This window comes from Ruegeria sp. B32, assembly GCF_025141855.1.
Lineage (GTDB): Bacteria > Pseudomonadota > Alphaproteobacteria > Rhodobacterales > Rhodobacteraceae > Ruegeria > Ruegeria arenilitoris.
In genome coordinates, this window is the sequence record NZ_CP081106.1 from 2,369,705 (window position 1) to 2,389,676 (window position 19,972).

26 protein-coding genes are annotated in these 19,972 nt (G+C 60.1%); 10 read left to right on the plus strand and 16 right to left on the minus strand.

The genetic code is table 11. The annotated features are described in order from the left end of the window. Nucleotides 1-5 precede the first annotated feature (5 nt). The 4 genes from K3752_RS12020 to K3752_RS12035 all read right to left on the minus strand — a co-directional run bounded on the left by K3752_RS12020 (nt 6) and on the right by K3752_RS12035 (nt 2,933). Nucleotides 6-389 carry an NADH:ubiquinone oxidoreductase subunit NDUFA12 gene (locus K3752_RS12020; protein ID WP_093962683.1) on the minus strand — a complete coding sequence of 128 codons (384 nt, stop codon included), beginning with the start codon at nt 387-389 and terminating at the stop codon, nt 6-8. 79 nt (nt 390-468) lie between these two features. After that, nucleotides 469-831 carry a RidA family protein gene (locus K3752_RS12025; RefSeq protein WP_170435205.1) on the minus strand — a complete coding sequence of 121 codons (363 nt, stop codon included), beginning with the start codon at nt 829-831 and terminating at the stop codon, nt 469-471. A gap of 64 nt (nt 832-895) precedes the next feature. Continuing rightward, complete coding sequence (gene clpX / locus K3752_RS12030; protein WP_093962685.1) at nt 896-2,164, minus strand: ATP-dependent Clp protease ATP-binding subunit ClpX; 1,269 nt, start codon at nt 2,162-2,164, stop codon at nt 896-898. 136 nt (nt 2,165-2,300) lie between these two features. After that, nucleotides 2,301-2,933, minus strand: a complete 633-nt coding sequence (locus K3752_RS12035) for an ATP-dependent Clp protease proteolytic subunit (protein ID WP_093962686.1) — start codon at nt 2,931-2,933, stop codon at nt 2,301-2,303. A 353-nt stretch (nt 2,934-3,286) separates the two neighbouring features. Between K3752_RS12035 and K3752_RS12040 the strand changes: the two genes are divergently transcribed. Continuing rightward, nucleotides 3,287-3,622 (plus strand): helix-turn-helix transcriptional regulator, encoded by a 336-nt coding sequence (locus K3752_RS12040; RefSeq protein WP_093962687.1) that lies wholly within the window; start codon nt 3,287-3,289, stop codon nt 3,620-3,622. 56 nt (nt 3,623-3,678) lie between these two features. Here K3752_RS12040 and K3752_RS12045 read toward each other — a convergent pair whose 3' ends face one another. Next, nucleotides 3,679-4,740: a zinc ABC transporter substrate-binding protein gene (locus K3752_RS12045; protein ID WP_260063356.1), complete on the minus strand. Its 1,062-nt coding sequence runs from the start codon at nt 4,738-4,740 to the stop codon at nt 3,679-3,681. 91 nt (nt 4,741-4,831) lie between these two features. Here K3752_RS12045 and K3752_RS12050 point away from each other — a divergent pair, with 91 nt between their 5' ends. The 4 genes from K3752_RS12050 (at nt 4,832) to K3752_RS12065 (ending at nt 7,056) form a co-directional block, all read left to right on the plus strand. Further along, nucleotides 4,832-5,311: a Fur family transcriptional regulator gene (locus tag K3752_RS12050; RefSeq protein ID WP_170337589.1), complete on the plus strand. Its 480-nt coding sequence runs from the start codon at nt 4,832-4,834 to the stop codon at nt 5,309-5,311. Then, nucleotides 5,308-6,051 carry a metal ABC transporter ATP-binding protein gene (locus K3752_RS12055; RefSeq protein ID WP_170337588.1) on the plus strand — a complete coding sequence of 248 codons (744 nt, stop codon included), beginning with the start codon at nt 5,308-5,310 and terminating at the stop codon, nt 6,049-6,051. The genes K3752_RS12050 and K3752_RS12055 overlap by 4 nt, the downstream gene beginning before the upstream one ends. Continuing rightward, entirely contained in the window at nt 6,051-6,845 is a 795-nt protein-coding gene (locus K3752_RS12060; RefSeq protein ID WP_093962691.1) for an iron chelate uptake ABC transporter family permease subunit, read from the plus strand. Before K3752_RS12055 ends, K3752_RS12060 begins: the two co-directional genes overlap by 1 nt. A gap of 73 nt (nt 6,846-6,918) precedes the next feature. Beyond that, complete coding sequence (locus K3752_RS12065) at nt 6,919-7,056, plus strand: entericidin A/B family lipoprotein (protein WP_093962692.1); 138 nt, start codon at nt 6,919-6,921, stop codon at nt 7,054-7,056. 954 nt (nt 7,057-8,010) lie between these two features. Here the strand turns inward: K3752_RS12065 and K3752_RS12070 are convergent. From K3752_RS12070 to lepA, 4 genes are all read right to left on the minus strand, one after another. Next, on the minus strand, nt 8,011-8,463 hold the full coding sequence (locus tag K3752_RS12070) for a hypothetical protein (protein WP_170358302.1): 453 nt from the start codon (nt 8,461-8,463) through the stop codon (nt 8,011-8,013). A 123-nt stretch (nt 8,464-8,586) separates the two neighbouring features. After that, the gene (locus K3752_RS12075; protein WP_110644555.1) at nt 8,587-8,901 is read right to left on the minus strand and encodes a hypothetical protein; all 315 of its coding nucleotides are present in this window, start codon (nt 8,899-8,901) and stop codon (nt 8,587-8,589) included. 286 nt (nt 8,902-9,187) lie between these two features. Continuing rightward, nucleotides 9,188-9,808: a hypothetical protein gene (locus K3752_RS12080; RefSeq protein ID WP_260063357.1), complete on the minus strand. Its 621-nt coding sequence runs from the start codon at nt 9,806-9,808 to the stop codon at nt 9,188-9,190. A gap of 116 nt (nt 9,809-9,924) precedes the next feature. Beyond that, entirely contained in the window at nt 9,925-11,724 is a 1,800-nt protein-coding gene (gene lepA / locus K3752_RS12085; protein ID WP_170390605.1) for a translation elongation factor 4, read from the minus strand. A 345-nt stretch (nt 11,725-12,069) separates the two neighbouring features. Between lepA and K3752_RS12090 the strand changes: the two genes are divergently transcribed. Together K3752_RS12090 and K3752_RS12095 are read left to right on the plus strand one after the other, a co-directional pair. Next, nucleotides 12,070-12,381 carry a hypothetical protein gene (locus tag K3752_RS12090; RefSeq protein ID WP_093962696.1) on the plus strand — a complete coding sequence of 104 codons (312 nt, stop codon included), beginning with the start codon at nt 12,070-12,072 and terminating at the stop codon, nt 12,379-12,381. Between the two features lie 67 nt (nt 12,382-12,448). Beyond that, nucleotides 12,449-13,411: a LysR family transcriptional regulator gene (locus tag K3752_RS12095; RefSeq protein ID WP_260063358.1), complete on the plus strand. Its 963-nt coding sequence runs from the start codon at nt 12,449-12,451 to the stop codon at nt 13,409-13,411. On the opposite strand, the gene K3752_RS12100 is transcribed toward K3752_RS12095, so the two are convergent. Then, a complete protein-coding gene (locus tag K3752_RS12100) occupies nt 13,408-13,851 on the minus strand; it encodes a low molecular weight protein-tyrosine-phosphatase (protein WP_260063359.1) in 444 nt (147 codons plus the stop codon). The two genes, K3752_RS12095 and K3752_RS12100, sit on opposite strands and share 4 nt — an antisense overlap. 27 nt (nt 13,852-13,878) lie before the next feature. On the opposite strand from K3752_RS12100, the gene K3752_RS12105 reads away from it, so the two are divergent. Then, on the plus strand, nt 13,879-14,574 hold the full coding sequence (locus tag K3752_RS12105; RefSeq protein ID WP_260063360.1) for an NAD-dependent deacylase: 696 nt from the start codon (nt 13,879-13,881) through the stop codon (nt 14,572-14,574). A gap of 52 nt (nt 14,575-14,626) precedes the next feature. Continuing rightward, nucleotides 14,627-15,235 carry an HdeD family acid-resistance protein gene (locus K3752_RS12110; protein ID WP_170443454.1) on the plus strand — a complete coding sequence of 203 codons (609 nt, stop codon included), beginning with the start codon at nt 14,627-14,629 and terminating at the stop codon, nt 15,233-15,235. A gap of 101 nt (nt 15,236-15,336) precedes the next feature. On the opposite strand, the gene K3752_RS12115 is transcribed toward K3752_RS12110, so the two are convergent. Next, on the minus strand, nt 15,337-15,810 hold the full coding sequence (locus tag K3752_RS12115; RefSeq protein WP_260063361.1) for a copper chaperone PCu(A)C: 474 nt from the start codon (nt 15,808-15,810) through the stop codon (nt 15,337-15,339). 43 nt (nt 15,811-15,853) lie between these two features. After that, a complete protein-coding gene (locus K3752_RS12120; protein ID WP_170417678.1) occupies nt 15,854-16,204 on the minus strand; it encodes a hypothetical protein in 351 nt (116 codons plus the stop codon). A gap of 531 nt (nt 16,205-16,735) precedes the next feature. Between K3752_RS12120 and K3752_RS12125 the strand changes: the two genes are divergently transcribed. Then, nucleotides 16,736-17,146 (plus strand): GNAT family N-acetyltransferase, encoded by a 411-nt coding sequence (locus K3752_RS12125; RefSeq protein WP_260063362.1) that lies wholly within the window; start codon nt 16,736-16,738, stop codon nt 17,144-17,146. Between the two features lie 69 nt (nt 17,147-17,215). On the opposite strand, the gene rpmB is transcribed toward K3752_RS12125, so the two are convergent. From rpmB to meaB, 4 genes are all read right to left on the minus strand, one after another. Then, entirely contained in the window at nt 17,216-17,503 is a 288-nt protein-coding gene (gene rpmB, locus K3752_RS12130; RefSeq protein WP_039532366.1) for a 50S ribosomal protein L28, read from the minus strand. A 47-nt stretch (nt 17,504-17,550) separates the two neighbouring features. Next, a complete protein-coding gene (locus K3752_RS12135) occupies nt 17,551-18,243 on the minus strand; it encodes a Hint domain-containing protein (protein ID WP_260063363.1) in 693 nt (230 codons plus the stop codon). 88 nt (nt 18,244-18,331) lie between these two features. Continuing rightward, the gene (locus K3752_RS12140; protein ID WP_260063364.1) at nt 18,332-18,808 is read right to left on the minus strand and encodes a hypothetical protein; all 477 of its coding nucleotides are present in this window, start codon (nt 18,806-18,808) and stop codon (nt 18,332-18,334) included. Nucleotides 18,809-18,964: 156 nt separating this feature from the next. Next, nucleotides 18,965-19,942 (minus strand): methylmalonyl Co-A mutase-associated GTPase MeaB, encoded by a 978-nt coding sequence (gene meaB / locus K3752_RS12145; RefSeq protein WP_260063365.1) that lies wholly within the window; start codon nt 19,940-19,942, stop codon nt 18,965-18,967. Nucleotides 19,943-19,972 lie beyond the last annotated feature (30 nt).

Sequence of the window (19,972 nt, forward strand, 5' to 3'; positions counted from 1 at the left end):
CTCGCTTATTCCGGGCTCCAGGCTTCGTAGTCCTTGCGCTCGATCGGGTCGGGACGGCGCAGGGACCCCGCCGGCACATAGGCCATCGCGGTGCCCGTCAGATTTTCCTGATGCGGCTTTTCCCACGCCTTGTGTGGCAGTGGCTTGTCGGTCGGCGGTTCATCCCAGGTGCGGTGCAACCAGCCGTGCCATTCCGGGTCGATCCGGCTGGCCTCGGCCTCTCCATTGAAAATTACCCACCGTTTGCTGTCATCGGCGTTGCGATAAAACACGTTGCCCTGATCGTCCTCACCCACCTTGATACCTTTGCGCGCAGTGTAGATCTGCGTGTTCAGAGTGGCCCCGTTCCACCAGGTCACGGCCCGCAAAAGAGTGTTAAGGATTCCCATCGGCTGCCTCCGGCATTTCTGTCCATGCAGATATGGACCAAAGCCGAGCAGAGGTCCAGAGCCACAAAGAGCGCACCCATTACTTGGGCAAGAATGCGGTGACCTCGATTTCGATTCGGTATTTTGGATCAATCAAGCCGCATTCGATCATCGTCGCAACAGGCGGGTTGGCACCGAACGTCTCGGCCAGGACCGGCCAGCACGCTTCAAATTCGCGGCGATCGGGCAGCATATAAGTCACGCGCACCACGTCGGCAAAAGAGGCGCCCGCCTCTGCCAAGGCGTTGCCTATGATCGTCAGCGCCGAGCGGCATTGGTCGACGACGCCTTCGCCCTGCCCGACCGTTCCGGCAACATGGACCCACCCACCCGCGACAACTGCCCGGCAGTAGCCGACCCTGGCTTCGAACTCACCCCCCGAGGAAATACGTTGGATCGTCATGACACCCTCACATGAAAACGGCGCGGACTTTGCCGCGCCGTATCTGCATTAAATTTCAAACAGTTCAGCCGGCAGATGCCGATTCCGGCGCGGCATCCGCATAGATGATAAGCGGCTGCGCTTCCGACGTCACGGCCTCTTCGTTCACGACCACCTTGGTCACGTTCTTCATGCCCGGCAGCTCGAACATCGTGTCCAAAAGAATGTCTTCCAGGATGGAACGCAGGCCGCGGGCACCGGTCTTGCGTTCGATCGCCTTTTTGGCAATCGCGGCAAGGGCGTCGTCGGTAAAGTCCAGTTCGACGTTTTCCAGCTCGAACAGGCGTTGATACTGCTTGACCAGCGCGTTCTTGGGCTTGGTCAGGATGGTGACAAGCGCATCCTCATCCAGGTCCTCAAGCGTTGCCAGCACCGGCAGACGTCCAACGAATTCCGGGATCAACCCGAATTTCAGCAGATCCTCGGGCTCGAGATCCTGGAAGATCTCGCCCACGCCGCGTTCGTCATTGTCACGCACATCGGCGCCAAAGCCCATGGCCGAGCCTTTGCCGCGCTGCGCGATGATCTTGTCCAGACCTGCAAAAGCGCCGCCGCAGATGAACAGGATGTTGGTGGTGTCAACCTGCAGGAATTCCTGCTGCGGGTGCTTGCGCCCGCCCTGCGGCGGAACGCTGGCCACGGTGCCTTCCATCAGCTTCAGCAGGGCCTGCTGCACACCCTCGCCCGACACGTCGCGGGTGATCGAGGGGTTTTCCGACTTGCGGGTGATCTTGTCGACCTCGTCGATATAGACGATGCCGCGCTGGGCGCGCTCGACATTGTATTCGCTGGCCTGCAACAGCTTGAGGATGATGTTCTCGACATCCTCGCCCACGTAACCGGCCTCGGTCAGCGTGGTCGCGTCAGCCATCGTGAACGGCACGTCCAGAATCCGCGCCAGCGTCTGCGCCAGCAAGGTCTTGCCGCACCCGGTGGGACCAATCAACAGAATGTTCGACTTGGCCAACTCGATGTCACCACCGGCCTTCTGCGCGTGGTTCAGGCGTTTGTAGTGGTTGTGCACCGCAACCGACAGGACACGCTTGGCCCGAGCCTGGCCGATGACATAGTCGTCCAGCACCTCGCAGATATCTTTGGGGGTGGGCACACCGTCCGAGGATTTCAGCCCGCTGGCTTTGGTTTCCTCGCGGATGATGTCCATGCACAGTTCGACGCATTCATCACAGATGAACACGGTCGGTCCAGCAATAAGCTTACGCACCTCATGCTGGCTTTTTCCACAGAAGCTGCAGTAGAGCGTGTTCTTGCTGTCGCCGCCTGAATTCGTCGCCATGTTCTACCTTTCGGGCTCCATCCCTGCGGCCCGGATCCGGACCGCGCTTGCCGCCTGTCCGTGCAGCTTAGGCCAGCACCGGGGCAGCTACAATGTCAAAATCGCACCCCGCACCCGTGGGTGCGGGGTTTCCGCATCACGCTTCGGTCGGTTCGGATTTGGAGCGGCTTTCGACAATCTCGTCGATATGGCCCCACTCTTTTGCTTCTTCCGGGCTCATGAAATTGTCACGGTCCAAAGCCTTTTCAATGGCCTTTTTCGACTGTCCGGTATGCTTGGCATAGATATCGTACAAACGATCCTTCAGCTTCTGCGTTTCGGCTGCGTGAATCATGATGTCGCTGGCTTGACCCTGGTAACCGCCGCTGGGCTGGTGCACCATGATGCGGCTGTTCGGCAGCGAGAAGCGCATCCCCTTCTCTCCACCCGCCAGAAGGACCGACCCCATCGAGGCCGCCTGACCGATCACCAATGTCGAACATTTTGGCTTGATGTACTGCATTGTGTCGTAGATCGACAGACCGCTGGTCACGACACCGCCGGGCGAGTTGATGTAGATCGAGATTTCCTTGTTCGGATTCTCGGCTTCCAGATGCAGAAGCTGGGCTACGATCAGGTGGCTCATCCCGTCATGGATCGGGCCATTGATGAAGATGATCCGCTCCTTCAGCAGGCGCGAGAAGATGTCATAGGCCCTTTCGCCGCGGCTGGTCTGCTCAACGACCATCGGGACGAGCGTATTCATGTAGGTGTCAACTGGATCGAACATTCGGAACCTGCCTGCTTTGGTGTGAACCGGGACCATACCCGATGAGAAGTTACATGAGTCTTAGTGTTGCCTTCGGGGGCCTGCAAGGGGCAGCGGACACGCGACGCCGATTGAGAAATACGGGTCAGTCCGCATCGTCGGGATGCCGCAAAACAGAGCGCACAACCGCTCGCGACGCAAATACCCGGCTGTTTTTTGGCCTCGCCGCCATTCACAGCGCTTTCATCACGCCATTTTGATCCATGCATATGGAAATATCTGATCATTCTGTATAGAGACCCAATTCGCTCAGGCGAAACTAACAAAGGGAACACCTGCCCCACACTCACCAAGGGGCCAACAAGGACAAGAAGATGGCACTTCCCCAACTTTCCGAAGACATCTCGCGCGACGACATGGACCGGATGGCCGCTAACGCAACCCGCGCTTCGAATTTTCTGAAAGCGATCAGCCACGAGGGCCGGTTGATGATCCTCTGTCATCTGGTATCCGGCGAAAAATCGGTGACCGAACTCGAGTCACTGCTGTCCGCCCGACAGGCCGCCGTTTCACAGCAACTGTCGCGGCTGCGCCTTGAGGGGCTGGTCACGCCCCGGCGCGAAGGCAAGGCGATCTACTATCGCCTTGCAGATGACCGGCCTCGCAAAATGCTGGAAACGGTGTACGAGTTGTTCTGCGACGAGGAATAAGTCAGAAAACCCATAGAATGGCGAAGGGCGCAACAGATCGTTGCGCCCTTCTTTGTTCAGGAGTTGCTGCTGCAGGCCTGAAAACTTGCGCCCATTGCGCGCAACAGGTCCGGATACAGGGTTGGACCCGGCTCGAGGGTGGCACCGATCGGGTCCAGCACGAGGATTTGCACATCCATCCCCTCCGTCGCGGCGGAGATCAGACGGGTATCGTATTGCGGCTCGGAAAATGCACAATCAATGCCTTCCTCTGCAATCTGGGCTTTCAGCTCGGCCAGACGGGCCGGTCCGGGGGCAGACGCGTCGCCAAGGCTCACGGTGCCCGACGATGCCAGATCGAACCGGTGTTCGAAATACTGGTAGGCGTCGTGAAAGGTGACAAACCGCAGTTCTGACTGCGCCAGATCCGCCCGTATCTCGGCTTCCAAAGCGCTCAGGCCTTCAACCGACTTTTCTGCGTTGGCTTGGTACCGCGCAGCGTTATCCGGGTCCTTCTCTGACAGAGTTTCGGCAATTGCCTGCACCCAAACGCGCGCGTTTTCCGGGTCCAGCCAGGCATGCGGGTCTACACTGTCGTGGTCATGCCCGTGGTCATGGTCATGTGCGTCGTGATCCGCGTGCTCTTCATGTTTCTGATGTTCATCGTGGTCCGCATGATCATCGTGTTCTGCATGATCCTCGTGATCATCGTGTTTCGCATGGTCATCATGGTCCGAATGATCGTCGTGATCGTCGTGGTCTGCATGCTCCTCTTCGCCCTCATGATGATCGGCCAAGTCGCGGAAGTCGTGCCGCACAGTTCCGGCCACCTCCAGCAACTCAACCTGCGTCGCTCCCTCGGACAGGGCGCAAAGTGGTCCCGTCATCCACGGGGTCAGCTCAGGGCCTACCCAAAAAACCACGTCGGCAGATTGCAACGCTCGCGCCTCGGACGGGCGCATGGCGTGATCATGAGGTGAGGCTCCGGGCGGGATGATCAGGGAAGGCTCGGCAACACCGTCCATGACTTGGGCAACCAACGCGTGAACCGGTGCGATATCGACGGCAACGTTGGGCGCATCAGCCGCCGCCTTTCCAGCCAGCACGACGCCGGCCAGCAACAAGAATTTTCGGGACATGTCACCTCCTTGAATGATATGTTATTACATTGCTGGACGGCTTGATATTGCCGACGTTATAACATATCAAGCCAAAAATTTCGGAGCGCACATGAGCACAGTAGGCTTCAGGCATCACAATCATAACCACTGCATGAAAACCGCGCTGAGCAAGGCTGAGGAAAAATGCGCCAACCAGAAGCTTCAGTTCACGCCGGTGCGCCGCCGCGTGTTGGAGATCTTGTTGGAGCAGCACAAGGCAATGGGAGCTTATGACATTCTGGCTGTTCTGTCCGCCGAAGGCATGGGGTCGCAACCTCCGGTGGCGTATCGTGCGTTGGACTTCCTGGTGCAGCATGGGTTCGTGCACCGTATCGAGCAGATGAACGCCTATGCGGCTTGCGCCCACCCCACGCACGACCACGTACCTGCGTTTCTGATTTGCCGGGCGTGCAAGGCCGTGGCCGAAACCGAAACCGAGCTGACCCAGGGCCGGCTTGGTGCTGCCGCCGATACGTCAGGCTTCACCATTGAAAGGATCGTGGTCGAGGCCGAAGGTCTTTGCCCGGACTGCATTGGAACGCAGCCATGACGACCCCCCTCATTTCTCTACAGAACCTGTCGGTTCGCCTGGATGGCCGGCTCATTCTGGACAACGTATCAGCACAGATCGCCGCTGGTGAAATCGTCACCATTGTCGGTCCGAACGGTTCGGGAAAATCGACCCTGCTGCGCGCCATGATCGGGGCTGTTCCCGCGGCTCAGGGCACTGTTCGGCGCGCTCCGGGTTTGCGGATCGGCTACGTACCTCAGAAACTTGCGCTGGACGCCGCTCTGCCGATGACGGTGCAACGATTCCTTGGCCTGCCGAAACGGGTTTCGGCCAGCAAGGCCAAAACCGCGCTTGAACTGGCGGGCGTGCCGGACTTGCGTGACAGACAGATGACCCGACTGTCCGGCGGTCAGTTTCAGCGGGTCCTTCTGGCCCGCGCGCTGCTGGAAGAGCCTCAGGTGCTGCTGCTGGACGAAGCAACCCAGGGGCTTGATCAGCCCGGCGCGGCTGCCTTCTATGAACGCATTGAGCAGGTTCGAACGGACCTCGGCTGCGCCATAGTCATGGTCAGCCATGACTTGCACGTCGTCATGGCCGCGTCCGACCGGGTTCTGTGCCTGAACGGGCATGTCTGCTGTGAAGGGGCACCCCACATGGTCGCAGACGCGCCGGAGTATCGGGCGTTGTTCGGCAGTGGAACGCGGGGCACGATGGCCTTGTACCAACACAAGCACAGTCATACCCACGATCACAATCACGCGCAGGATACGTCGCACTGATGCTGGACGATTTCATGGTTCGCGCCGCCCTGGCAGGGCTTGGTGTTTCGATCGCCGCGGCACCGCTGGGGTGTTTTGTCGTCTGGCGGCGCATGGCCTATCTCGGAGAAGCCACTGCTCATGCGGCCGTATTGGGTGTAGCGCTGGCGCTCAGCTTTTCACTGCCTCTGTTGCCCGCGATCATTTCCGCTGCACTTGCCATGGGCTTGTCGGTCAGCCTGCTGCGCGGTCGCGGTTACGCCATGGACACGCTTCTGGGTGTGATTGCGCACACCGCACTGGCCGCTGGCTTGGTAACCGTGGCGTTGCTGTCCGATGTCCGATTGGACCTGAATGCCTTTCTGTTCGGCGATATCCTTGCCGTCACAAAGCCCGATCTGGCCACGATCTGGATCGGTGGCGCCACGATTCTGGCGTTGATGGTCTGGCGCTGGTCGGCCCTTCTGGTTTCGACGCTCAACCCGGACTTGGCTCAGGCATCCGGGATCGATCCGAAACGAGAAGAACTATGGCTGACTCTGGCGATGGCACTGGCCGTTGCGGTCGCCATCAAAGTTGTCGGCATTCTTCTGATCGCGGCCCTGCTGGTCATTCCAGCGGCCGGAGCCCGCCCTTTGGCCCGCACCCCAGAAAGCATGGCTTTCACCGCTGCGATTATAGGCTCGACGGCGGCGTTGGGTGGACTGGGCGGTGCATATTGGGCGGATACACCCGCCGGACCAAGCATCGTTTGCGCGGCCGCTTTGATCTTTGTCGCGACGGCCATCCTTGGTCCCATCTTCCGCAAAGGTTGATCACCCAAAAAGGTTTGTCTGCGTTGCCTGAATGGTGCTACCGATTGGTAGTCGACCAACCAAGGAGATATCGATGATCCGCACTATTCTGATCGGGTTGAGCCTTTTGGCCCTGACGGCCTGTGAAACCGCAAAAGGCGCGGGCAAAGACATCGAAAAAGCCGGCGACGCCATCCAGGGCGCGGCGACGGACGTTCAGGAAAGCCTCTGACACCCGTCAGCATCTAGCGGACAGCGGCGCAGCACTACCAACATATGGTTGAAAGTTCCGGGCGACCGGACTATGGTCCCTGCCACAGGTGCATAGACGCGGTAATGCATTACTGACACGACTGCGGGGTTCTTGTGCAATTGCGCAAGAACCCCGTTCCCGTTCTGACGGGCGGTGAGTGGAAGCCTGTACGAAACCGAAATCGGCAAAAGGAAAAGGCGCCAGGTGCGCAGACGCGGTCTTTGCATGTGCCCTTGCGGACACCCCTGACGCCTTGCCGGGTCGACACGCCCGAGGGACGCCCCGATCCAGTTGCTTCAGCCCCCGAGGGGACCTCGCTGCCGCAAAGCACCTGATGGCGCTCTGCCGCCCGCTCTGGCCTTCTGAGAAGCTGACCGCTCAAGCCGGGCTTGCGCCCCTCCTGACTGGTCACCTACCGGTAAGCCCTTGCAACCCGACGAAAATCCTAAGATCTGCCTGCGGTGCCAGGACCCCCTGACCTTTGCGTCCCGCCTTGGATCGTGATGAACCTTGGCGATGTCTGAACGATGGCACTCGCCCTCACATCCGGCAAGAAAATAGCACTGCAGCATGAAAATCAGCCGGGGATAAGATGTTGATATCCGACTGGAAGACGATGTGGATAAGTCGGGAAATGATGAAATCCGGCTGGGTTGCGCTGGGAAAAGCCGAAGGCCGATTTCTCTCCGTTCAATTGGGCGATTTCTGCGGGTGCAAAGGGAAAATCTCGGCCCTCCTGGCGGACCTGACCTGACGCATACGGGCATATCGCTCGAATCGACATCGATGAGTCGCCACACGCAACGGTGAACGAACGTGCAGCCCACGAATTGAGAAGCGTTCCGACCCGGACGAGGCAACCTACTACTCTCCGTCTCCCGCAAAATCGGGCAACGGCAACTACCCCCTACAACCGCCTGGGCCGGAAACGCTTCAGTTCACCTGTCGTTCCAGAACCGTGCTGTAGGTGGTTCCAGTCCGCAGGCTACGGAAATCCGCATAGATCTTGCCGTCCTCATACCGCGCATCGATCAGCGCATTGACGCCGGAGGTCGGGTCAGCAGCGGTTTCAACAATGCCGATCTTGCCCGAGCCATCCTGGCTGATCGAGCCGGTGGCCTCGTACATCGTCCAGTCATCCATGGCATTGCGCCGCCACATGCTGGGCCCCCAGAACACGTTTTCGTGCTGCGCCTGGATCTCGAGCACCCATTCCGAGGTGTTGAACCGCGGCGCGGTGGCGGTGTTGGCGTTCGAAGGCGACACCGTTGTCTGGCTGGCCGTCCACGTGCCGCGCAGGTCGGGCATGGCATCGGCGAGGGCGGCAGAGCCCATGGTCAATGTCGCGGCCACGGCGGCGGCGCTGGCGGTCATGTATCTGGTCATGGGCTCTCTCCCTGTGATCGGCGGGCCTTGCTGGCCTGCTAAACAGATTGGGAGGGCGCGCGGCCGTTACAACTTACCTAAGGGAAACTTCATGAAGGGTTCATGCGGCGCTCACCGACGGGCTCAGGCCCATGCCAACGCGGTGCCCGCGATGACGAGGGCGATGCCCAGCCCCTCGCGGTAGGAAAAGGACTCGCCGAACAGAAAGAACGAGGCGATGGCGATCAGCACCACCTCGGCCCCCAGAATGCCGGTATAGATGATGCCCAGCCGTTCGTCGCGCAGCGCGGCGAGTTCCAGCGTGGCGGCAGCCAGCAAGGTGGCAACGATCAGCAGACCCAACCCGAGGCCGGGAAGTTTCCACCAGAACTTCATCGAGATCATGGCCACGGAATAGAGACCCGCCGATCCAAGCGCGATGATGGGTATCATGGACATGGGGCCTCCGCCGCTGGTTTCCGTTTGGTCAACCTTAGCAGGTGCGGGTCGGCGGGGCTGTGAAGTGGGTTACATTGCGGAGAGGCCCCTCTCGGAAGCGGTCCGGCGGACCGTTTCAGGGCCGAACGGGCGAAGTCCCGGGGCGCAAACGCGCCGCCCGTATTGCCGGAGGCAAACCTTCGGTTTGACGGGGGCGGGTCATGCCGGAGGCACGCTTTCAGCTCTACGCGGACCCTAGTGGCCCGGCAGTTGGCCTTTCGCGAGGAATTCCTCACATTTCCAACAGTTACTTCTGAGTTTCGGCCGAGAATTTCAAATGCGGCCACATCCCATAGGTCCAAGCAATAAACGTAGCCGACATGATAACTAAATAAATCAAAGACCAGAATGCGCCACTAGTCTGTGCAGCCTCAAAGAAATCTCCACTAACTCCAACGTCTCGGTACCAAAGTCCTGAAGTAGAAATTATGGTTGAAAACACGAAATATACAGCCATCAAGACCAAGAAACTTGAATTCGCAACTTTGACCACCGAAGGCGTTAGTTCGTTGGCCTCTTTTAGATCTTTCAGGTAGTGTTCCCAACCAGCTACGTTTTTAAATTGATTTTCAATTCGCAATTCGATGAAACGGCCCGCTCTGGCAATCCCATTTACTTCGATGACGAACAAAAACGACATGGCCACAACAACCAAAGGGACAATGTATAAGAATGTCCCCTCCATGACCCCGGCTATTTTCAATCCAGACACGCTCGGGATTCCTAATGCAGCCCCAGCAACAATAAAGAAACGTCTCTGTTGTCGGTCCAAAATTTCTCTACGAAGAGATCGGTATTGCTCTTCAAATACAACAATTTCGTGGTCACGTGTTTCAGTCAACTTAAAGTGTCGATCGTAATCAGTCATTTGAAACGCCTAAAATGATTGCGTTTCAATAGCTTCGCATAGTCCGCACCTTCACTCAAGCGCGCACTTCTGAGTACTGCGTTAGACTGTTTCGCCGTGTGGGCACTCAAGCTGGATCAGGAATCCATCTTCAACGCCGAAATAAACGCCTCCTGCGGGATGTCGACCTTGCCGAACTGGCGCATCTTCTTCTTGCCGGCCTTCTGCTTTTCCAGCAGCTTCCGCTTCCGCGTGGCATCGCCGCCGTAACACTTCGCGGTCACGTCCTTGCGCAGGGCCGAGAGGGTCTCGCGGGCGATGACCTTGCCGCCGATGGCCGCCTGGATCGGGATCTTGAACATGTGGCGCGGGATCAGCTCTTTCAGCTTTTCGCACATGGCGCGGCCGCGGGTCTCGGCGCGGTCGCGGTGGACCATGACCGACAGCGCGTCCACCGGCTCGTCATTCACAAGGATCGACATCTTGACCAGGCTGTCCTCGCGGTAGCCGGTCATCTGGTAGTCGAAGCTGGCATAGCCCTTGGTCACCGACTTCAGGCGGTCGTAGAAGTCGAAGACGACCTCGTTCAGCGGCAGGTCATAGACGACCATCGCGCGGCTGCCCGCATAGGTCAGGTCCATCTGGATGCCGCGGCGGTCCTGGCAGAGTTTCAGCACGTCGCCCAGGTATTCATCCGGCACCAGGATGGTGGCCTTGATGCGCGGTTCCTCGAGGTGGTCGACCTTGGACATGTCGGGCATGTCGGCGGGGTTGTGCAGCTCGATCATCTCGCCGTCTTTCATGTAGACGTGATAGATCACCGACGGCGCGGTGGTGATGAGCTCGATATCGTACTCGCGTTCGATGCGGTCGCGGATGACCTCGAGGTGCAGCAGGCCGAGGAAGCCGCAGCGGAAGCCAAAGCCCAGCGCGGCCGAGGTTTCCATCTCGAACGAGAAGCTGGCGTCGTTCAGAGCCAGTTTCTCGATCGCGTCGCGCAGGTCTTCGAATTCGGCGCTGTCCACGGGGAAGAGGCCGCAGAACACCACCGGCTGCGCGGGTTTGAAGCCCGGCAGAGCGGTTTCGGCACCGTTGCGGTCATTGGTGATGGTGTCGCCCACACGGGTGTCGCGCACCTGCTTGATGGATGCGGTGAGGAAGCCGATCTCACCCGGACCCAGCTGGTCGACCATCTGCATCTCGGGGCGGAACACGCCCACGCGGTCGACATGGTGCAGGGTGCCGTTCGACATGAACTTGACCCGCATGCCCTTTTTCAGAACGCCGTCCATGATGCGGACTAGAACGATCACGCCCAGATAGGCGTCGTACCAGCTGTCGACCAGCATCGCCTTGAGCGGCGCGTCGCGCTCGCCCTTGGGCGCGGGCAGCTTGTGCACGATCGCCTCGAGCGTTTCGTGTATCCCCTCTCCCGTCTTGGCCGAGACGCGGATGGCGTCGGTCGCGTCGATGCCGATCACGTCCTCGATCTGTTCGGCCACGCGGTCGCAGTCGGAGGCCGGTAGGTCGATCTTGTTCAGCACCGGCACGATCTCGTGGTCGGCGTCGATGGCCTGATAGACGTTGGCCAGGGTCTGCGCCTCGACCCCTTGGGTCGAGTCCACCACCAGCAGCGAGCCTTCGACCGCGCGCATGGACCGCGAGACTTCATAGGCAAAGTCCACGTGGCCGGGAGTGTCGATCAGGTTCAGCACGTACTGTTCGCCATTGTCGGCGGTATAGTCGATGCGGACCGTGTTGGCCTTGATGGTGATGCCGCGTTCGCGCTCGATATCCATGCTGTCAAGCAGCTGTTCCTTCATGTCGCGATCCTGCACCGTCCCGGTCTCTTGGATGAGCCGGTCGGCAAGGGTGGATTTGCCATGGTCGATATGCGCGACGATGGAGAAATTGCGGATATGAGCGAGGTCTGTCATAGCGTCGGGATATGGTTCGAAATCGGGCGCTGGTCAAGGTGAGACAGCACGGCGGACGCCCCATATTTCAGCGCGATGAGGCCATGACGCTGCGGTTGGCTTCGTTCCAAGCCCTCAGCTGCATTCAGGCGACCGTACGTAGACAGAACTCGGCCGTGTTGCACCGTCCAAAACGGGGCTCGAAGGTCATGCCACGGCCGACCTTAGTGCCAACCGCGGCACTTTCGACTCAGGTACGGAGTTTCTGAAAGCAAATTGTTGAACGGCAGGAAAACTTGGACGATACTGCGCCGCAAGCCGAGAGGGACACAAGACTCCTCCGGGCAGGCAAAACGAGGCATGAGCATGAAACAGTTCCTCATTATCGCGCTATGCGCCACGTCGCTGACCACTTTGGCCCCGGCCATGACCGAAGCGGCGCAGATCAAACGTGCATGTTTGGCGTCCGACCGTTCGGCTGCGACACGCGACAGGTGCAAGTGCATCCAGCGGGTGGCAGATCAGGCTTTGACCAACAAAGACCAGAAAACCGTGGCCAAGTGGTTCACCGACCCGCATCAGGCCCAAGAGCTGAAGATGTCAAAATCCGCCCGCGATGACGCGCTGTGGGAGCGGTATCAGAACTTTGGCCGCATGGCACAGGCGATCTGCAGCTGACGCTGACCGCGATCCTTGACCTGACCCGCCCTGCGCCTCAGTAATGGCGCAGTGAAAGGGAAATCATATGGTGACGAAAGGGTTGACCCTGCGCGGTCTCGAAGTGTTCGAGGCCTTGGCGCGGACCGGTTCGGTGGCGCAGGCTGCCGAGATTACCGGGCTCAGCCAGCCATCGGTCAGCCAGCAGTTGCGCAATCTCGAGAATGCTCTGGGCACGGACCTGGTGGATCACGGGCGCAGACCCATGCGCCTGACCCAAGCCGGGCGCAGCTTTCTGGCGCGGGCCGAATCTGTATTGGCCGAGTTGCAGATGGCCCAAAGCGAGCTGTCGGTCATGGACCTGGGTCATCTGAGCACGCTTTCGATCGGCCTGATCGACGATTTCGACAATGACCTGACCCCGCGCCTTGCCACGTTGCTGGCCGACAGCCTGACACGCTCCAAGTTCAAACTCATAACCCTCCCCAGCCTCGAAATCTTTGAGGCGCTGGCTTCGCAACGCCTGCATCTGGCGGTCTCTGCCCATAGCGGCGAGGTGCTGGAAGGCGTGGTTGAGTACCCTTTGGTCCAGGATCCTTTCATTCTGGTCGCGCCGAAGGGCGGTGTGACCAACGGGGGCGTAGATGCTGCTTTGGAGACCCTGCCCTTTCTGCGCTATGCGCGGGAACAGTTGATCAGCCGGCAAATCGAAAGCCACCTGGCGCGGCAACAGCTGCAGTTCGAAGAGCGGTTCGAGATCGGGTCGCACTTGGCCCTGATGGCGATGGTCGCGCGTGGCCTTGGCTGGGCGATCACCACGCCGTTGGGATACATGCGGGCAGCCCGCTTCCACGAAGGCATGGATGTCTACCCGGCTCCGTTCGGAGAGTTCTCGCGCACTATTTCCCTGTTCACGCGGTCTGACTGGTCAGATCAGGTTCCGCGCGAAGTCGCGGGCATGACGCGCCGTTTGATGCAAAGCCAGATGATCGAACCAGCCCTTGCCCGGCTGCCCTGGTTGTCCGGACAGTTGAAGGTGATCGGCGGCTAGCCGTCCAGATATGCCACCAACCCATCCACGGCGGCTTCGATGAGGTCCAGCGCCCCGTCGAAATCCCGGGTATAGTAGGGGTCGGGCACATGATCGGCGCCGGTGTGGGGCGCAAATTCGGTCAGCAAGCGTACGGGCGTAGGATTGTCGGCCGGGCGCAAAGCCTCGATCTTGGCGAGATTTTCGCTGTCCATCCCGATGATCAGGTCAAACCTGTAGAAATCAGACACTGCAAACTGGCGCGCGCGCAGATCGCTCAGCTCCACCCCTCGGTTGCGAGCCGCGTGTTGCATCGGCGCATAGGGTGGATCCCCGACATGCCAGTCGGACGTTCCGGCACTGTCACAGGCATGATTAGGCGCCCTGACACGGAAAACACCTTTGGCAGCAGGGGAACGGCAGATGTTGCCGAGGCAGACAAACAGGATACGCTGTGACATGGCTCGGGTTTAGCGTGTGGAGGGCGAATGGAAAAGATCGTGATTTTGACCGGAGCCGGGATTTCGGCGGAAAGCGGATTGGGCACCTTTCGCGATGAAGGCGGATTGTGGGCCCAGCACCGGATCGAGGACGTGGCGACACCAGAAGGTTTTGCCCGAAACCCTGCCCTTGTTCATGGCTTCTACAACGCGCGCCGGGTGCAGGCGGGTGGCGCCGACCCAAATGCAGCCCACACAGCACTGGCCCGGCTACAGCGCGACTGGCCGGGAGAAGTGGTGATCGTAACGCAGAACGTGGACAGCCTGCACGAAGCCGGAGGTGCGACCGGGGTTATCCACATGCACGGCATCCTGTCCGGGGCGCTGTGCGCCTCTTGCGGGCATCGCTGGACTGCGCCAGCGGAAATGTCTGTGGGCGAACCGTGCCCCGCCTGCGGCGCGGCAGCCGCCCGACCCGACATCGTGTGGTTCGGCGAAATGCCCTACCACATGGATCAGATTTACGACCATCTGGCACAGGCCGGGATATTCGCCGCCATCGGAACCTCTGGCCAGGTCTACCCGGCTGCGGCCTTCGTGCACGAAGCCATAGCTGCGGGCGCACAGACGGTCGAATTGAACCTCGAGCCTTCGGTTGGTGCATCCAGCTTCGATCAGACGCTGCTTGGCCCCGCCACCCAGATCGTGCCACGCTGGGTCGATGACTTGCTGGGCCGCAGGTGACTCGGGTCATCCCGCTGGTCTAAGCTAAAGGAACCTGAACCAGGAGAAACAGATGACCGAGCCTGAAGCCCCCCGTGGCGAAATCGTTGACGACGAAGGCATCGACAGCCGTGAAGCGCTGGGCGACACCCTTGCGGATCTGTGGTGGACGTTCCTGCTGCGCGGATTGCTTGCGGGGGCCGTTGGCGTCGCCGCGCTGTTCTGGCCAACCGGCAGCATCGCACTGCTGCTGCGGCTGGTAGGGGTGCTGCTGATCCTCGATGGCGGCCTGACCTTGCTTGGCTTCGGGCGGCGGGGACTGATCGGAGGCGCGGGTATCGGGGCGGTCTTGATTGGGCTGGTCCTTTTGATCTGGCCGGAAGGCACAGCACGTCTGACGTTCTTCCTGCTGGGCGCCTGGGCGCTGATCATCGGGATCGGCTCGCTGATTTCGCTGGGCCAGATGCATCAGCTGGACCCCGAACGCGCGACCGTTCGGAACTCGGGCATCGTGGCCCTTATCATCGGGCTGGTGCTGATCTTCTGGCCCGGAAGCGGCGTCGTCGCACTGGGCTGGGCAATCGCGTTCTCCGCTTTGGCCTTTGCCGGCGTCATGCTGTTCATGGCCGCACGTTTCAAACGGGCCGGAGAACGGGTTTCGATGCGCGTGGTCAACAAGTGAAGAACAACGCTGATCGGCAGTTGAAACGCGAACAGGCCGGGGCTTGACCCGGCCTGACGCATGGATGACGGCCGCATCGCGGCCCGAAGACAGGCGTACTGTCAGTTCGATTGCTTCATGTGCCCGTGGCCGTCTTTCCGTTCCAGGTCCACGGGAATCTCGACAACGACCTCACCGGCCTGTTCAAAAACCAAAGTGACGGGTATGATTGCGCCTTGCTCAAACGGCTGCTTGAGCCCCATGAACATCACATGGTCCCCGCCCCGCTGCAGCATATGCGCCTCGCCGGCGGGGATCGCAAAACCCTCCTCGACTTCCATCATCTTGGCCACGCCGTTGTCGTCAATCTCGTGCGTATGCAGTTCGACCCGTGCAGCGATATCGGACTTGACAGCAACGAGTTGATCATCGGTGTCGCCTGAATTGCGGATCATCATGAAGGCCGCACCAGCCTTGGCATTAGCCCCCGAGGATCGGGCGTAGGCATCCTCAACCGAGATCACACTTTCCGCATGGGCGGCGGTGGACATGATTGCAGCGACGAAAATAGCGGGCAGTATTGATTTGAAGGGCATCTCGCCTCTCCTTTTTGACTGTCTGATTGTATTGCGAAGGGTCTCAGACAGGGGCCGGCGGCGCGCGCGCCGGTCGCTGCGGGATCGGAGCCGCAACAAGGCTGTCGGAACGCAGCGGTATGTCAGACTTTGCCCGCTCGGGCCCTTTCGGTGCCGGCGGGGGGGCATCCAGAACCGCACCCAGCAAGTTGAGCGCATAGTCGGGACAGAAATGAGGTGGTTTGGTGGGCTGGCCGTGCTCGTCCATATAGACGACCACAGGTCCGTTCCCGGTGCAAAGCACCATTTGACCGACCGCTGCATTCAATCCCCGTGACGCCGCAAAACCCTGGCCTGTCAGAACCAGCATCAGCGATAGTAGCAACGGCAACACGAGGCGATAGGAACGGGTCATCTTGGCAGAGGTTTAGGCCCGATCGGAAACGGACTGCAAGTGCCTTCGTGAACGCTGAGACAGTTTGGCGCGAACCAAGAAGAAAGGGCCGGCCTGAATGGCCGACCCCTGAATTTGTCTTGATCGAGACCTTCAAAGAATTCCGCGATCATCCGGGCCTGTGTTGAGACCGGTATGCAGCCGGTTCACCCGCCGCTGCATCCGCGCACAGCTGGAAAATGAGCCAACCAGAAGAGTCGAAAGGAAGGAAATAATAATTGAAGTATTCGCAGACATTACCACACTCCGCCGTAGAATAACCGCATACATAAAACAGATTCAAAACCCTGTATGTGAACAATGTCACGTAGTCGCGTCCTTCTGCCTTCCGCACCGACACCGCGTGCGACACCAGTCCAACGGCAAAGTGATCGGGACGGTCTGGTTTGGGCGGAAATTCAGGCGTAGATCGCGGTCATGCCACTCAAAGCGCACACAGAAATTCAGTTCCTCAGGCTGCCGCAGATTGAGCCGGCTGAAATCGCACGGCACATGTCTGATCCCCGCGTCGCTCGGCATCTGCCTTTGCTGACGGGGCCCTGGGACATCGCGATGGCGCGGGCCTTCATAGACGCAAAAGAGGCTTGCTGGGAACGCGACGGGCTTGGGCACTGGGCGATCACGTCCGGCGGTTGCTATGTCGGCTGGGGCGGCTTCCAGCGTGAAGGCAGCGAATGGGATTTCGGCCTGGTCCTGACGGCGGATGCCTTCGGTCTGGGCACGCGCATCACCCGCAAGGCCATCGCATTCGCCCGAGCCGATGAACGTATTCCCTATGTCACTTTTCTGCTTCCACCGTCCCGCCGCAATCTCTCTGCGCTACAACGTATCGGCGCGCATTATATCGGTCCGGTGACCTATTCCGGCGCGCAGTTCCTGAAATACAGGCTTGAGACAGGTTGAGGACCCACAGACAAACGAAAAGCCCCTGCACCAACGGGTACAGGGGCCACGAAACAGTCTTTGGGAAAATCAGGCCGAGGCTTGCGCCTTGGCGATTTCCTTTTTCACTTTCAGCGCGTTGGCGGACAGCTCTTCGTCCTTGGCTTTTGCCAGGAACGCGTCCAGACCACCACGGTGATCGACCGAGCGCAGCGCGGCGGCCGAGATGCGCAGCTTGACGCCACGACCCAGGGTTTCCGACTGCAGGGTCACGTCGTTCAGGTTGGGCAGAAAACGACGACGAGTTCTGTTTTTGGCGTGGCTGACATTGTTGCCAGTCATCGGGCCTTTTCCGGTCAGTTCGCAACGGCGCGACATGGTTTCTTCCTTTGTTTCTGGAGGCCGGGCATAAATCCGCAGCCAAATCACAAGGGGCACAACCCGAAGTCGCGCCCGAAAACTGGTTGGATGCGTTTAGTGGGAATCGCCGGAAGGGTCAAGACAGCAGCTACGAAATCTTTCCTTGCCAAAAAATGGTCCTGAAACAGCTCAGACATCAACAAGCAAAGGCCTGTGATTTTGAGGTGACGAGCAATCAGACGGGTCTGCTGATGGTTTATCGGGATCAACCTTGCGGGTTCGGATTCGTGGCTCTCATCAGCCAATTCCGGAAAAATCGCAAGGATTTCAGTCCTTGCCGCGGGTCCCAGAGACTTCAGCGCCTCAGGGCCGGTATAAAGGCTTTCGGTCGGCGCGGATTCGGCAAACAGGATCTCGTGCCGATCGAACAGCAGATGGAAATATTCGATGCTATCGATCGCGCAATCTACGAATATTCCCGGCAGCGCCGTCAGCTTGATCGCGGGAATCAGAACCTGATGCTGACCGAACATGCGTTGCGCGATGCGAGAACCGACCATCATGCGGTGCTGGCGGGAAACCAACAGGTCCCGCGTGGGCAGCCCTGCCCCCAAAGCCCCGGTGCAAATACGGACTGGGCGCAGTTTCGGATTGGCCCTCAGATCAACCGCATCAAACCTGCGCCGACCGATCCAGCGGATGGATTGGTTGCCGCTCTCGGCCGTACAGATCAGGTCACCGGTGCGCAGGTCTTGCACCTGTACCGGACCGCGGTCAGTCAGAATGCTCGTGCCAGCGGTAAAGCAGGGAACGCCGGATCCGTTTTCAAATGCGGAATAGGTGACTTTAACCCGACGGCAGAGTGAAACTGCCGATGGTCAACGAATAGCTGGTGCCGGCAGACACGGTAAATGTCCCGAACGAGCTGTCGTTGACCACGGTTCCTGCAGGCAGATTCAGTGTGTCGGCACCACTGCCACCGCGCACGTCGCCGGACACGCTGGTGCTGCGGAAGTTCAGAACATCATTTCCACCGCCCAAACGGATATTGCCAATGACCGAGCCTTGCAGCGTGACCGTGTCGTCATCTGATCCGGCCCTTACCTGACCGCCGATCGTGCTGCCGATCACCGTGATCGTGTCGATCCCGGCATTTCCACGGACACTGCCAGAGATGGTACTGTTGGTGACAGTGATGATGTCGTTGCCGCCGCGCGCGCGGATATCATCAATCGGCGTACCCTGAGGGATGCCATTCAGCGTACCGTTGTCATTGGTGACATCGATATCGTCGTCGCCGTTTGTCCCAAAGATATCGGGCATAAGAGGCGGGTCCTGTTTCTCCGCTTGGTCACGTCCAGCCAGCTGCGCTCAGGTCTTTCTATGTGCTGGGCGCCACAACCAAGGATTTCACCTGCACTCAGGCTACAGAACTCTTGGGCGTTGCGCCAAGTTTTCCTGTCCGCGCGGGCAATGGTGTTACCCGGATGCAAGAGTCCTCAGCATCCGCTCGGCCGCCACCGAGGGGCTGAGTCGACCGGAACCGACCTCGGCGCCCAGCCGGTCCATCTCGGACCGGGCCTGCGGGGTCTCCAGTTTGGCGAGCAGCGCGTGACGCACCTCCTGGTCGAACCAGTAGCGGGCCTGCTCGGCGCGGTTGGCGTCCCAATGACCGTTCTGTTTGCGCCAGTCGGCCAGGGCCCGCATCTCGGCCCAGGCCTGGTCCAGGCCGTGCTCTTCGACCGCTGAAACGGTCATCGCCTTGGGAAAGCCCTCGGGGTCCTGCGGGCGTTTGCGCAGCAGGCGCAGCGCCCCGGCATAATCGGCGCAGGTGCGGGTGGCAGTGGTTTTCAGGTCGCCGTCGGCCTTGTTCACAAGGATCATGTCGGCCATCTCCATGATGCCGCGCTTGACGCCCTGCAACTCGTCCCCGCCGGCCGGGGCCAGAAGCAGCAGGAACAGGTCGGACATTTCCGACACCACGGTCTCCGACTGGCCCACGCCCACGGTTTCGATCAGCACCACGTCGAACCCGGCCGCCTCGCACAGGGCGATGGCCTCGCGCGAGCGGCGGGCGACGCCGCCCAGATGGCTCTGGCTGGGCGAGGGGCGGATGAAGGCGTTCGGCTCGCGGCTGAGGCGTTCCATCCGGGTCTTGTCGCCCAGGATCGAACCGCCCGACCGGGCCGAGCTGGGATCGACCGCCAAAACCGCCACCCGCAGCCCCTGCCCGATCAGCATCATGCCGAAACTTTCGATGAAGGTGGATTTGCCCACCCCCGGAGTTCCCGACAACCCGATGCGCAGCGCCTGCCGCCCGGCACCCGACAGCGCCTCGAGCAGCTGCGCTGTCTGGGCGCGGTGATCGGCGCGGGTGCTTTCGACAAGGGTGATCGCGCGGGCCAGCGCCCGGCGGTCGCCCTTGAGGATCCTGTCGGCAAGCTCGGCTGTGGTCATGGCTGGGGTCCTTCGTCGAAATCTGCCCTA